The 12,998-nt window shown below is 63.2% G+C and carries 14 protein-coding genes; 5 read left to right on the forward strand and 9 right to left on the reverse strand.

Annotated elements, in window-relative coordinates:
• Positions 1-71 precede the first annotated feature (71 nt).
• A complete protein-coding gene (locus tag FFS35_RS17925) occupies positions 72-758 on the forward strand; it encodes an undecaprenyl-diphosphate phosphatase (RefSeq protein ID WP_283214580.1) in 687 nt (228 codons plus the stop codon).
• Between the two features lie 208 nt (positions 759-966).
• On the opposite strand, the gene FFS35_RS17930 is transcribed toward FFS35_RS17925, so the two are convergent.
• On the reverse strand, positions 967-1,380 hold the full coding sequence (locus tag FFS35_RS17930) for a helix-turn-helix domain-containing protein (RefSeq protein WP_137788256.1): 414 nt from the start codon (positions 1,378-1,380) through the stop codon (positions 967-969).
• Positions 1,381-1,469: 89 nt separating this feature from the next.
• Between FFS35_RS17930 and FFS35_RS17935 the strand changes: the two genes are divergently transcribed.
• Positions 1,470-1,841: a mercuric reductase gene (locus FFS35_RS17935; protein ID WP_230189193.1), complete on the forward strand. Its 372-nt coding sequence runs from the start codon at positions 1,470-1,472 to the stop codon at positions 1,839-1,841.
• On the forward strand, positions 1,834-2,061 hold the full coding sequence (locus tag FFS35_RS20535; RefSeq protein ID WP_088185132.1) for a GDCCVxC domain-containing (seleno)protein: 228 nt from the start codon (positions 1,834-1,836) through the stop codon (positions 2,059-2,061). Before FFS35_RS17935 ends, FFS35_RS20535 begins: the two co-directional genes overlap by 8 nt.
• Positions 2,062-2,143: 82 nt before the next feature.
• On the opposite strand, the gene FFS35_RS17945 is transcribed toward FFS35_RS20535, so the two are convergent.
• From FFS35_RS17945 to FFS35_RS17965, 5 genes are all read right to left on the reverse strand, one after another.
• Entirely contained in the window at positions 2,144-2,344 is a 201-nt protein-coding gene (locus FFS35_RS17945; RefSeq protein WP_137788257.1) for a copper-binding protein, read from the reverse strand.
• Positions 2,345-2,715: 371 nt separating this feature from the next.
• Entirely contained in the window at positions 2,716-3,978 is a 1,263-nt protein-coding gene (locus tag FFS35_RS17950) for an aspartyl protease family protein (RefSeq protein WP_349290339.1), read from the reverse strand.
• Positions 3,975-7,211 (reverse strand): CusA/CzcA family heavy metal efflux RND transporter, encoded by a 3,237-nt coding sequence (locus FFS35_RS17955; protein ID WP_137788258.1) that lies wholly within the window; start codon positions 7,209-7,211, stop codon positions 3,975-3,977. Before FFS35_RS17955 ends, FFS35_RS17950 begins: the two co-directional genes overlap by 4 nt.
• Complete coding sequence (locus FFS35_RS17960) at positions 7,208-8,362, reverse strand: efflux RND transporter periplasmic adaptor subunit (protein WP_137788259.1); 1,155 nt, start codon at positions 8,360-8,362, stop codon at positions 7,208-7,210. The genes FFS35_RS17955 and FFS35_RS17960 overlap by 4 nt, the downstream gene beginning before the upstream one ends.
• Positions 8,359-9,627: a TolC family protein gene (locus tag FFS35_RS17965; protein ID WP_137788260.1), complete on the reverse strand. Its 1,269-nt coding sequence runs from the start codon at positions 9,625-9,627 to the stop codon at positions 8,359-8,361. Before FFS35_RS17965 ends, FFS35_RS17960 begins: the two co-directional genes overlap by 4 nt.
• Positions 9,628-9,823: 196 nt before the next feature.
• On the opposite strand from FFS35_RS17965, the gene FFS35_RS20115 reads away from it, so the two are divergent.
• Positions 9,824-10,171, forward strand: coding sequence for a hypothetical protein (locus FFS35_RS20115; RefSeq protein WP_171007679.1), 348 nt, complete (start codon positions 9,824-9,826; stop codon positions 10,169-10,171).
• Here the strand turns inward: FFS35_RS20115 and FFS35_RS17975 are convergent.
• Positions 10,134-11,471: an MFS transporter gene (locus FFS35_RS17975; RefSeq protein WP_137788269.1), complete on the reverse strand. Its 1,338-nt coding sequence runs from the start codon at positions 11,469-11,471 to the stop codon at positions 10,134-10,136. The two genes, FFS35_RS20115 and FFS35_RS17975, sit on opposite strands and share 38 nt — an antisense overlap.
• 117 nt (positions 11,472-11,588) lie before the next feature.
• On the opposite strand from FFS35_RS17975, the gene FFS35_RS17980 reads away from it, so the two are divergent.
• Entirely contained in the window at positions 11,589-11,858 is a 270-nt protein-coding gene (locus FFS35_RS17980; protein ID WP_088185138.1) for a metal-sensing transcriptional repressor, read from the forward strand.
• 33 nt (positions 11,859-11,891) lie between these two features.
• Here FFS35_RS17980 and FFS35_RS17985 read toward each other — a convergent pair whose 3' ends face one another.
• Both FFS35_RS17985 and FFS35_RS17990 read right to left on the reverse strand, forming a co-directional pair.
• A complete protein-coding gene (locus tag FFS35_RS17985; RefSeq protein ID WP_249341734.1) occupies positions 11,892-12,476 on the reverse strand; it encodes a YgjV family protein in 585 nt (194 codons plus the stop codon).
• A 118-nt stretch (positions 12,477-12,594) separates the two neighbouring features.
• A complete protein-coding gene (locus FFS35_RS17990) occupies positions 12,595-12,987 on the reverse strand; it encodes a copper-binding protein (protein ID WP_171007680.1) in 393 nt (130 codons plus the stop codon).
• Positions 12,988-12,998 lie beyond the last annotated feature (11 nt).

Raw genomic sequence — 12,998 nt, forward strand, 5'->3', positions numbered from 1 at the left:
AACATCGGCGCTTGCAGCACCGCAAGTTCGCCGCCTAACATCAACCCCCTGACGAGGTCCGCACTCCGCTAATCTACGCCGCGAGTTGTGCCGAATGTTCTGACGACGGACAGGACGTTCGCCGTCTTGCCGTCGAGTCTGTGTCGGCGATCAGCCGCCGCGAATTCGGCGATCCCGATCTGCGTCTTGCGACCTGGATCGTGCTGGCGACGATCCCTATCGCGCTGGCGGGCGTGCTCCTTTCGAGCAGCCTCAATACCTGCAACTCGCCCCTTCGCGCATTGCCGGTGATCGGCTGGGCGTGTATCGTAATGGCGGTGCTGATGGCGCTCACTGAAATCCTGGCACGCCACCGCCGCAGCGTCGAGAACGCATCACTGGTGGACGCGCTGCTCGTCGGCCTGGCCCAGGTCGGAGCCCTCATCCCAGGCGTCTCACGCTCCGGATCGACTCTCACCGCTGCGCTCGCACTCGGATTTAAGCGTGAAGAAGCTGCGCGCTTTTCATTCCTGTTGGGCATCCCGGCTATCGCTCTCGCCGGATTGAAGGAATTGTGGGAGCTGCACAAAGTCCACCTCGACATGCACGGCTGGTCCATTCTGGCGGTCGGCCTTGTCGTCGCATCCATTTCGGCATTCGCGGCGATCTGGGCCCTAATGCGCGTCCTCGAGCGCTTCTCCGCCTGGCCTTTCGTCATCTATCGCGGAGTGCTTGGCGTTCTTCTGGTCATCGCGACCACCAACGCCTGGCTAGTCTGAGGCGTCAGCCTCCCAGCACATCGGGAAATGGGCATGGCAATGCCTCATCGACGCATCGCGATGCCTATGACTATGAGCTGCGCCCAATCTGGTATCCGGCGAATGGTCGTGCAGCTCAGTCAGATGTAGCCACAGTCCGATAGATACCAGGATTTCGGCGACGGTGAGAGGCGCCGTGACAGGTTCGCCGATCTTGCAGAAACATCGATCAAATCGTGCCCAATTGGGCGGTAGCAGACAATGTCGTGATCAACGGGCATCCGACCTGATCGCCGGCGTCGCAGGCACGAACGGTGTCGGCAAGCACGCGCTCCATACGCCTCAAGTCGGTAATCCGCGCGCGCACTTGCCGGAGGTGCGAAGCCGCGATTTCGCGGGCGTCGCCGCATGCCATATCTTCGGCGGTGGCGATTCCGAGCAGCGCCCGAATTTCGTCTAGCGTAAAGCCCAGCTCGCGCGCGCGCCGGACGAAATGGACCCGCGCAACATCCGCGAGGCCAAAGCTGCGGTACCGGCCCCGGCGGGCCGGCATAGGCAGCAGTCCGATACGCTCATAATAGCGGATCGTCTCAATGTTGCAGCGCGTGCGCCGCGACAGCTCCCCAATCGCGATGGTTTCCATGGCCGCCCCTCGCCTTTCGAAATTGGGGGTTGAGTCTGTAGTTCCTACAGATGGTAGAGTTCCAGCCAATTGATCGCAAGGAGTCGCCGATGATGTCCAAACCATATGTCCTGGGCCGCTTTTCGAGCGTGCGTGGGGCGCTGTTTCTCGCCTTCGGCGCAATAGCGTCGGCATTCGGCGTAGCCTCCTGCTGCGCCTTGCCGATCTTGCTGACCACCGTTGGCGTCAGTGTGGGGTGGCTGGGCGGGATCGCCGTTGCCGCAGCTCCCTATCGGACGCTTCTCCTCGGCTTGAGCGCACTTTGCCTTGTCGGTGGTGCGATCATGCTCTGGCGGCAACAGCGCGTGGCGATGACCTGTGGGCCCAACGGCGCCTGCACGCCGGCTGCCTTGCGTGTTGTGGTGTTCGTCGGCTTGACGGTCGGCGCGATCCTGCTCTGGCTTGGATATTCCTATGTCTGAGCGAGCGCCCCTTCTCGAATCGACTATCACTTGCCCGCAATGCGGCTCGGTGAAGGCGGAAACGATGCCGACGAACGCCTGCCAATATTTCTACGATTGCACCGGCTGCGGTGCCTTGTTGCGCCCGAAGGCAGGAGATTGCTGCGTGTTCTGCTCCTATGGAACGGTAGCGTGCCCACCAATTCAACTTTCGGGTCCAGACGCGTCTTGCTGCGCCTGACTGATCTCCATGGGGTCAGGCTGTTCTTCAAGACATCTCCCCCAGGCGGACATACTCAATGGCCGCCTCGGGCAAATAGTGCCTATTGCGGCCGCACGGCAGTGACCTCGGCGGCCACGCCTTGGGTCTGGACGTCGAACCCGATCCGCTCGCCCACCCGCAGGCCGCGAAACAGCGTCGGCGGATTAGCCTTGAACGCCATGGTCATTGTGGGCCAGCCCACCGCCGGAATCGGTCCGTGCTGGATCGTGTGCTTGTTCGCCTTGGTATCGATCGCGGTGATGACACCGACACCCTGCCCCGTCTTGTCGGCAGGCGCCCTTTGTCCATGCCCCCATACCGGACATGCCTTTCACATCTCCGCTCATGGATTAGGCGTGGGCCGGACCGGCGGCCAAAATGGCGGCGGTAAACAGTGCGATGCGTAGCGCTCTTATCATGACCTCCTTTTGCTGAGAGGCTGGGGTAGTTTCAAAAGATGGACGTAGCGGCCTGCGCAGCAGCAGCGGGTAAGCGGCCGCCAAAACGAACATTGACACCGGCGAGGCTGCCAGCATGCCACCGACAGAGTACGGCGATCCGGCTCATCACCTCCAAACCCGCGCCTAAACCGAGAAGTATCCGCAGCTTCCCTTTGCTTTCCTGCCGGACCGCTCAGTAGTAATCGGCAAGCTTTAGAATCCGCGTAGTTCCGTCCGCGACCTTAAGCGTTACCCGGCTTCCTGCGGGGCCGTAGCGCCATTGCCAAAGCAATCCCCGCGTATAGGAGTCGTCGATAGGACGACCGTCCACGGCTACGACGTGCTCACCGACAGCCCACCCCGCCCGATCCGCAGGGCTGCCGGATGCCACATGCACCACAGTCAGGTCAGTAGTGGAGGCGGCGAGGCCGAGGCCGCTTCGATCCTTCAGCATCGGCAGGCGCGCCCGAGGAGGGGCGGAACGCAACCACAACTGCCCTTGAGACACGTCCAGGACGATATCGAATTGTCCGAGCAACGGCATCCCCACATTCCCTACCGTGCTCACCGAGGTCCACCGATCAAGGGCGAGCGCCGGAACTAAGGCGCTCGAGAGCGCGCCCAGGCTCACCGTGTCGGCAACGAAGGCCTTGACGATTTGCACTCCCTCGACCCCGCCAAGGGCGGCGGTGGAGACGGTCTTGCCGACGAGAACGGAGTGCGCCTCGATATAGGCGGAGGATAGCATCAACGCCGACGAACTGCCGAAATCGAGCATCAGCGGCACCGGGTCCAGTCCGGCGATGGATGCGAGCACAAACAATTCCTGTTTGGCACCGTGCCCGAGCGGGAGCGCAGTCCATTCCGGCCCCGGCACAAAGCTGGCCGGCCTTTCAAATGCGAACCGTCGCGTCGCAAAATCGAGCGCCACGCAGCCGCCAGCCAGCACGTCTGCCCCGAGCAGCATATCGATTGGCCGACCAAAGGCAGCCGAGATCGCCCCCAAGTCTGCGATCACCGCGAATGGGAGGACGGGAGCATAAGCGCCCAACATCACCGCGACATTGCGGACCAGATCGACCGGAGCCTTGCCGCTCAGGCCGTTGATCCGTCGCGGCTCCAGGTTCGTCAAGCCAAGCTTGGCCGCGAGCGGTTTGCTGATAATTGACGCGCCGCTTCCGCTGTCGAGCACCGCGTCGATTGCTACGCCGGACACCTTGGCAGGCACAATCAGCGTGTCCCCGGTTGCAACTTCTATCGGGTGCCAGACCGGAGGCGTGGCGAAGCCGCCCCAAGACTGACCCCGATCGGTCCTCGCCGCCCATAGCGGAAGCGGAATACTGGTTACGACAAGCCCGGCGGCCAGACATTTGAGTGCCGTTCGCCGGTTAGTGTGACAGGGCGTCACCTTTTCAGCCCAGCTTTCCACCAAATTTGTCGGAGGGGACTCCTTCACGCCGCCACAACCGTTCTCGGAGGCTCCTGGACAGTCTTCCCTTTCGCTAATAACCGGAACATTAGCGCCGAGATCGCCGGAAGAACCAGCAGCGTCAGCGCTGTCGACGTGATGAGCCCCCCAATTACCACGGTTGCAAGCGGTCGTTGCACCTCCGCTCCGGTTCCGGTGGCAAGCGCCATCGGGATGAAGCCGAGGCTCGCGACCAGGGCCGTCATCAGAACCGGCCGTACTCGTTCCATCGCGCCACCAATGATCGCGCCGTCGATCCCTTCGCCGTCATCAAGCCGCTTGCGGATCGCGCTCATCATGACAAGGCCGTTGAGAACCGCCACGCCCGAAAGCGCGATGAACCCGACCGACGCCGTGATGGAGAAGGGTATCCCGCGCAGGGCCAGAGCAAACACACCTCCGGCCAGCGCCATGGGAACGGCCGTAAACACGACCAGCGCCGGCCAGGCACCGCCCAGTGCCATGTAGAGCAGCGCGAAGATCAGGACGAAGCAAAGCGGCACGACGATCGCCAACCGCTCGGAAGCGGACTGAAGGCTCTCGAACTGGCCGCCCCATTCGGTGAAGGTGCCGGCGGGCAGCTTCACATCGGCGATCTTCGCCTGGGCTTCGGCGACGAATCCGCCAAGATCGCGGCCTCGCACATTGGCCTGGATGACGACCATCCGCTTACCGTTCTCCCGGCTGATCTGGTTGAGCCCCTCGGTGTAGGTGAAACGCGCGACTTCGCTGAGCGGGATGGAACGCGCGTTCCCGGCACCGTTGGATGGTAGCATGACCGGGATCGAGCCCAGGGTGTCGATATCGTCGCGCTGTGCGTCGGGCAGACGCACCACGACAGCGAAGCGCCGATCGCCTTCGAACAACAAGCCCGCTTCGCGTCCACCCAGGGCGGCCGCGACCGTACTGGCGACCTCCTCGACCGACAGGCCGTAACGGCCCGCCGCCTGGCGATCGACCTTGATGTCGAAGGTCGGCGCACCAGATGTCTGTTCCGCCTGCACGTCCGCCGCGCCTGGAATGGTCCGCAGCGCTGTCGCGATTCTGCCTCCCGCCTCGCTCATCGCGTCCAGGTCGTCGCCATAGAGCTTCACCGCGACGTCAGAGCGGACGCCCGCGATCAGCTCGTTGAACCGCATCTGGATCGGTTGCTGGATTTCGGTGCGGTTGCCGATCAGCGGCTTCATCCGTTCCTCGATCCGCCGAAGGATGTCCTCCTTGGATTTGACCTCGGCGGGCCACTCCTTTTCAGGCTTTGGGATGACATAGGTATCGGACGCATTAGGCGGCATCGGATCGGTGCCCAGATCGGCATTGCCGTTCTTGGAAAAGACCAATGCCACCTCGGGTAACGTCTTGAGTGCATTTTCGATCTGGAGCTGCATCGCGGTCGACTGGTCGATCGAGGCGGACGGAATACGGAAGTTGGTGACCGTGATGTCCTTCTCGTCGAGCTGCGGCATGAACTCCTGACCAAGCGTGCCGAACAGCAGCACCGCCGCCGCAAACACGCCTACGCCGCCCAGGATGAACGGCATTGGCCGCGCCACGGCGCGGGTGAGCGCTGGCTGATATTTCTCCTTGAACCAGCGGATCGATCTGACCTCGGTCTCGCTGACCTTGCCGGTCACCAGCAACGCGACCATCGCCGGCACGAACGTGATCGACAGGATGAACGCGCTGGCCAGCGCCAGCATCAGCGTGATCGCCATCGGTGCGAACGTCTTGCCCTCCACGCCCTGGAAGGTGAGCAAAGGTATGAACACGAGGAAGATGATGGCCTGGCCATAGACGGTTGGCCGGACCATCTCCTGCGCGGCGTGAGTGGTTTCAGCGAGACGTTCGGTCCGTGTCAGCAGCCTGCCTTCGCGGTGCTGCCGCTCGGCGAGGCGCCGGAGCGCGTTTTCGACGATGATGACCGCGCCGTCGACGATCAGGCCGAAATCCAGCGCGCCGAGACTCATCAGATTGCCCGAAACACCAAGCTCATTCATGCCCGCAGCGGTCATCAGCATCGTGATCGGAATCACGGCTGCGGTGATGAGCGCCGCGCGGATGTTGCCGAGCAGCAGGAACAGCACGACGATGACGAGCAGTGCGCCTTCGACCAGATTCTTCTCGACCGTGGCGATGGTCGCATTGACCAGCTTGGAGCGGTTATAGGCTTGGCTTGCGACAACGTCCGGCGGCAACGTCTTGTTGATTTCGACCAGCTTGTCGGCGACGCGATTGGCGACGATGCGGCTGTTCTCGCCAGTGAGCATCAGGATAGTCGAGATGACTGCTTCTGACCCGCCGACGCTGCCAGATCCGGTCCGCACCGCGCCCCCGATGACGACCTGGCCGACGTCCTTCACGCGCACCGGGACGCCGGCACGCGTGGCGATCACCGCCTCTTCTATGTCGGCGACCGAGCGCAGCCGCGCGTCGGCGCGAACGAGAAAGGATTCGCCGGCACGGCGGACATAGTTGGAGCCCGCCGACAGGTTCGACCGTTCGAGCGCGTCGGCGAGGTCAGTGACCGAGACGCCATAGGATGCAAGCGCGGTCAGATTCGGCTCGACGACATACTGCTTCACATAGCCGCCGTTGGAATCGACACCGGCAACACCCTGCACGGTCCGCATCTGCGGCCTGATGATCCAATCCTGGACCGTTCGCAGATAAGCGGCCTTGGCAACCACCGTGGTCAGTTTCTCGCCCTCGGGCGTCAGATAGGAACCATCGGACTGCCAGCCGGGCTGACCGTCGACCACCTTAACGCCCTTGCCGTCGGGATGTTCGAACGCGACGCTGAACATGAAGATCTCGCCCAGACCCGTCGTGAGCGGCGCGAGTTGGGGTTGAACGCCAGCAGGCAGGCTGTCCTTGGCCTGAGCGACCCGTTCGGTCACCTGCTGCCGAGCAAAATAGATGTCGGTGCTGTCCTTGAAGACCGCGGTGACCTGGCTGAACCCGTTACGCGTGAGCGAGCGGGTCGTCTGCAGACCGGGAATACCGGCAAGCGCTGTCTCGACGGGAAAGGTGACCTGCTTCTCCATGTCGACCGGTCCGAGGGTCGGCACGAAGCTGTTGATCTGGACCTGGCGGTTGGTGACGTCCGGGACCGCGTCGATCGGCAGCAGGGTGATCTGCCAGGCACCGAACAGGACGACGAGGAAGGTGATGAACACAACGGCCCATCGCGCTCTGACCGAGAGCCCTAATATGCGCGCGATCATTCCGCCGACTCCTTGCCAAGCTCGGCCTTGAGAAGGAAGGCATTGGTGGTGGCGATCACCGTGTTTGCAGGGAGGCCCGAGGCAATCTCGACCATGCCCCCGCTGCGCGTTCCAACCCGCACGGTCTGCGCCTTGAACCCCTGGCGGGTTCGCACGAACACCACCGAGCGATCCCCTAGCGTCTGGACCGCATCCTGCGGCACATTCACGCCCGAGGCCACATCGCCGCCGCTGGCGAAGATACGCGCCTGGACAAGCTGGCCGGGTGCGATCAGGCCGCCGCCGCCGCTTGGCGTCACGACCACCGTCGCTTGCCGCGTCTGCGGATCGACCACGCCAGTCGCCGAGCGGACCCGGCCTTCCACCTTCTGGCCATTATTGGTCGTCAGTTCGGCCCTGTCACCCGCCTTCACACGCAATGCGTCCGCTGCCGGCATGCTCGCCTCGATCTGAAGGCGGCGCGGATCGGCGACACGGAACAACTCGGTCTCGGCCTGCACAAACGCGCCGAGATTGACGGGTGCGGACGTTATACGGCCGGAGATCGAACTGACCACCGCAACCGACCTGCCATCGCGCGAGACCTTTGCCGCGCTGGCGGCAGCGCTCGCTTGCCGGGCTTCGGCCTGCGCGACCGCCAGATTGGCTTCAGCGGTCTCATAGTCTGCCCGGGGCGACACCCCTTGATTGAGCAGTATTCGCTCGCGCGCCAGTTGTCGGCTTGCAAGCGTAACCCTTGCGGCAGCCGTACTGCGATCGGCGGCGATCGCCGACGCATCGCGGCTCTCGACAAGGGCGATCGTTTCGCCCGCGCTGACCGGATCACCGATCCGCTTGAAGATCCGGGTAACGGTGCCCGCTGCCCGGGCAGTGAGCACTGCTTCGGCATCTGGCGTTGCCTCAACGGTGGCACTGGCGAGGATGATGCCGGCGACGCCACCGGCTGCCGCTTGTGCAAGGCCAATCCCCGAGGTCTTGATACCATCCTGGTTGATCACGACCGTGTCGGTTGGAGCGGTGGAGGCGGCCGCCTCCGTCTCGGCTGTCGGTGCGGATGGGCCAGCCATTCTGGCGACACCGAAACCGGCAAGGGCGGCGAGGACGAGACCGATCGCGGCCCCGGCATAAAGCTTGTTGCGTTCGGGGTTCATTGGATCTCATCTCCGGAAAGGGTGCGGCCCTGGAGGCGGGCGAGCTGCGCGCGCGCCTCGAAACTGGCGACTCTGGCATCGAGCACGATGCCGCGTGCCGCGCCAAGGCCTTGGCGGGCGTTCAACAATTCGACGAGCGGGGATTTGCCAGCCTCATAGGCAATGCGAGCGAGACGATAGGTTTCTTCGGCGGTGCGTTGCGACGCCTCCGCAGCAGCAACCCGCGACTGTGCGGCCGCAATCTGCGCCCCGGCCGCGCGGGCTTCGGCAATCGCATCGTTACGCGCCATGGCCAATCTGGCGGCGGCGGCCTGTGCCTCTGCTTGCGAGGCAGCAATATTGCCACGGTTGCGATCGAAGATGTTGAGCGGGATCGAGACGCCTGCCGTCAGTGCGGTCGCATTCTCATAATCGAGACGCCGCACGCCGACGATTGCCGTCACATCGGGGATTGCCCGCTTCTGTTCGGCGGTCAGGCGGCGCTCGGCAGCCTCTCGCTCTGCCTGCGCGGCAAGAAAGGACGAACTCGTCATCGGATCGACTGGGCCATAAGTCGGTGCCGCGACCGGCACGGCCAGGAGCGATTCCGATAAGCCGGTGAAGGTCTCTTCGACGCCGGCGAGTGCGGAGAGACGGGCATAGGCCGCAATGCGATCCGCTTTCGCCCCTTCAAGATCGGCGGTCACGGCGTTCAGCGCGGCTTCTGCTTGCAGGGCGCGCAGCCGCGCTTCCTTGCCGGCATCGACCAGCACGCGAGCGGCGCGCAGGATATTCTGCGCTTGCTCGACCTCGCCTTCGGCCAGCATTATCCGCTGGTCTGAAACGTCCGCCGCTGCATAAGCGCGCGCAAGATCATAAGCGTAGCGGATCTTCGCATCACGATCGCGGGCGCGGGACGCGGCGACGCCGGCCTCTCCGGCTGCGATCCTCGCCGAACGCTTGCCGCCGATTTCCAGCGGCTGGCTATATTGCAGTGTCGTCTCGGCGCGGTCGACCCCGCGATAGGGAGACGATCCCGCGACATTCTCGGTGAGAATGCCAATGGTCGGATTGGGTCGGGCGCGGGCCTGGCGTGCAAGACCTTCGGACCGGCGGACCTCGGCTTCGCTTTCGATGCGCCGGGGCGCCTCGGCGGTCTGGCGTAGCAGTGTAGCGAACGGCGGCGCCACTTGCGCCTGTGCGGGTGCGCACAGCGCCGCGACGCAGGTCGCGACCATCATGCCGGACACCACGCAACGCGGCAGCCGGCCTATAAAGGCTCTCATATTCTTATCCCCAAAAAAGGCTGCAATGACGGCACGCGCTACGCGCGTGAATTCAGCCTCGCGGGGGACGCAGAATTGACGAAGGTGCGATAGAGCGCGCCGCTTCGGCAGGGTCGCGCGCCCAGATTGCGGTGACAGGCTTCAAGAGCGCAACAATCACAGCCTGCGCAGGCACGTCGATTGTCTGGAGCACCGCATGAGCCGCCAGATGCATCAGGTCGGGCGTGTCCGGCTGCTCGGCCGGGGCGTGATCATGATGATCCCGATCGACGCTGATGACATGCGCGGCATCATGAATGTGCGGAATAGCGTCATGCCAGGTGGCAAGCGCCAGCATCCCGAACAGCGCCAGAATCGCCGAGAGCGCAAAAAGGCGCATGCGGGCACAGGCCCGCACCGAAGCGCGCAATCTGACCGACGATGCCGTCATGTCGTTACGGGTATCGCGAACACGGCCGGTCCACAAGCACGTCGCATGGTGCCGATCATGGCGGGCCAGACGAAAATCATTGGCGGGGCCAGCGCTGATGAAGTTCGTCGATGACGAACGCATGCTCCCGCGCCTTGCCGTGATCGCCGCGCAGATGGGGATGATCGGGCGCGAGATCCGCATGGTCATGGTTCACCGTATCTGGGTCGGCGCTGGGCCAGAGCCACAAAGCGGCCAGGGTTCCGACGGCCGCAATCGCCGCCATTGCCGCAAAGGCCGCCGTCTGCCCGATACTGGCGCCCAACAGACCCACCAGGGGATAGCAGATCAGCCAGGCGCAATGGCTGAGCGCGAATTGTGCGGCGAACAATGCCGGGCGGTCGTCGGCATTGGCCGACCGTCGAAGCAATCGGCCCGATGGCGTCACGCTCATCGAATAGGCGATACCGAGTATGAACCATCCGATCAGGACCATTCGCCAATAACCGGGCGCTGCCCCAAAGCTTGCCGTGAGCACCGCCAGAAGGGCGAGACCGATCGCCATTGCTGCCGCAGCACCAATCATGATCGTACGATCGGCGATCCGATCGAGGATGCGTGGCAGGGTCAGCGCGGCCAGGATCGAGCCTCCGCCAAAAGCGGCGAGCGTGAAGGCAACATCGCGCTGCGTGAGGCCAAGATTGCCACGCACGATTACCACCGTGTTGACGATGACCATCGAGCTGGCCGCGGCTGAAGCAAGGGTCAACGCCAGCAGCCCCCGCAGGCGCGGGGTCTTCAGATAGATGCGCGTACCCCGCGTGGTCTTGGCGTAGATGCCCCCAGTTCTTGGTTCTGATTTCGCCGCGCACGGCAGGACCGTCGTCACGACGAGCAGCGCCGAGCACAGAAACCCGATCGCCGTTCCCGAAAATAGCCAGTGGAAGTTGATGACGGTCAGCAGCCCGGCAGCGAGGATCGGGCTGGTCAGGCTTTCCATGTCATAGGCGAGCCGCGACAGCGACAGCGCGCGGGTATAGTCGCGCTCCTCGGGCAGGATATCGGGGATGGTTGCCTGGAAGGTCGGCGTGAACGCCGCGGAGGCCGATTGCAGCACGAAGATCAGGACATAGACCTGCCAGACCTGGCTCACGAACGGCAGGCAGATCGCCACCACCATCCGCACGAGATCCATGCTGACGAGAAACGCGCGACGTGGCAGGCGGTCGGCAAAGGCGCCAACGACCGGCGCGACACCGATATAGGCAACCATCTTGATCGCGAGCGCAGTGCCGAGCACCGCGCCAGCGCTGCCGCCGGCGATGTCATAGGCAAGCAGGCCGAGCGCAACTGTTGCGAGCCCCGTGCCGATGAGCGCGATGACCTGAGCCATGAACAGATGGCGATAGGTGCGGTTTGCCAAGACAGAGAGCACGTGACGCTGATCCAGTTCGCGTGGAATGTATCCCCCAGGGGGGATATCGACCATGCTTGAGCTATCCTCCTGGGGAGGATATGTAAAGCCTTGCTGCGCGTCGCACGGAGTTTGCGGATGACCGAACACAGGCACGAAAGTCACCCCGCGATCGTTAAGCGGCTCAACCGAGCGGGCGGTCATCTGCGGAGCATCGTCGAAATGATCGAAGCCGGGCGGTCGTGTGTCGATGTTGCCCAGCAGCTCCATGCCGTCGAAAAGGCGGTCGCCAGCGCGAAGAGAGCGCTGATCAACGACCATATCGATCACTGCCTCGCCCATGCCGAAGTAAGCGATGGTGTCGGATCGGCGGTCGAGGAGTTCCGGACGATTTCGAAATATCTTTAGCTTTGTCGCGCGATCGTCAGAATCTGACGAACGTCAATATTTTGTCCGGGCGGGTTGGGTAGAGGCAGATTTCGACAGGGTGATCGGCCAAAAACTCCTGTCCTCAACGGCGCTGCGCCGTCGCCCGGCCATGAATTTCAGCAAGTTTGCCATGTTCGAGGTCAGCGATACCAGATCCGTGCCCAATGCGAACAAGGCTCCGACCATCAAATTATGGGCGAGCCAAAACGGTGCACCGATGAGGAACAGGCCTTTCATCCGCGTGGTTGAGGTCTGCAGTCGTGCGAGACTGCCCAATGAACTGCCGGCAAATGCCAAGGCCGACGCTATGCCGTGCCACGTCACGACCGAGAGGCAGGCCAACAGAATAAGAGACGCTCCATAAAGTCTCGTAACCACATAGCGATCGCGCACTGACGCGGAAATGACGAGCTGTGAGCATGAAATGAGGCAGGCTATCGCAGCGGTGGGCGAGCCCAGCATCAGGAAATAGAGCGCGAATGCGGCAGCACCCGCGCTCTGGATCTTGACCACCGTTCGATAGTCACTGAAAAATGGCCAACTCACGACGCACAACAACGCCACGCAGCCGAGGGTTGTGGCAATCACAACCGCCACCGCGCAGTTTTCGTGAACTTGATCCGCTTTTCGCGCTCGGCTTTCTTTTTTCTCATAGCTGAAGCGTAAAGGAACGAGGTTAATTACGCTTAAAGGTGGCCCTCATAAAATCGGCCATTCAAGGCTTCTTTTGGATTGCCGTCACCTCACCGGCACTGCCAACAAGCGTAAGGTCGAAATCGACCTTGTCGCCGACCTTCGCCGCATCGGTGATTGTCGGCGCTGCCTTGAACGCCATCGTCATCGCCGGCCATTTGGCTTCCGGAATCGGTCCGTGATCGAGCGTGATCGTGCCTGCGGCCTTGCCGATCGCGGTGACCGTGCCATGCCCCTTGGCCTTGATCGGCGAAGTGGCCGCTGGCGCCATCGCCATATTGCTCATGTCGCCACTCATGGCGGCGGCGGGCGCCGCCTGGCTCGTCTCCGCCGCAACCGGCGTCTCCGCCTGCTTGCCGCAGGCAGCGGTCAGGGCGGCGAGGCCGAGGGCGATGGTCAGTCGTGCATAGGTCATGATCTTGTCCT

Source organism: Sphingomonas sp. 3P27F8 (genome assembly GCF_005502745.1).
GTDB lineage: Bacteria > Pseudomonadota > Alphaproteobacteria > Sphingomonadales > Sphingomonadaceae > Sphingomonas.

Coding starts and splice junctions, on each gene's coding strand:
- FFS35_RS20535 (WP_088185132.1), top strand. CDS start 1,834: ATGTCTGAGCGAGCGCCCCTTCTCGAATCGACTATCACTTGCCCGCAA.
- FFS35_RS17930 (WP_137788256.1), bottom strand. CDS start 1,380: ATGGAAACCATCGCGATTGGGGAGCTGTCGCGGCGCACGCGCTGCAAC.
- FFS35_RS17990 (WP_171007680.1), bottom strand. CDS start 12,987: ATGACCTATGCACGACTGACCATCGCCCTCGGCCTCGCCGCCCTGACC.
- FFS35_RS17960 (WP_137788259.1), bottom strand. CDS start 8,362: ATGAACCCCGAACGCAACAAGCTTTATGCCGGGGCCGCGATCGGTCTC.
- FFS35_RS17955 (WP_137788258.1), bottom strand. CDS start 7,211: ATGATCGCGCGCATATTAGGGCTCTCGGTCAGAGCGCGATGGGCCGTT.
- FFS35_RS17965 (WP_137788260.1), bottom strand. CDS start 9,627: ATGAGAGCCTTTATAGGCCGGCTGCCGCGTTGCGTGGTGTCCGGCATG.
- FFS35_RS17980 (WP_088185138.1), top strand. CDS start 11,589: ATGACCGAACACAGGCACGAAAGTCACCCCGCGATCGTTAAGCGGCTC.
- FFS35_RS20115 (WP_171007679.1), top strand. CDS start 9,824: ATGAGCCGCCAGATGCATCAGGTCGGGCGTGTCCGGCTGCTCGGCCGG.
- FFS35_RS17935 (WP_230189193.1), top strand. CDS start 1,470: ATGATGTCCAAACCATATGTCCTGGGCCGCTTTTCGAGCGTGCGTGGG.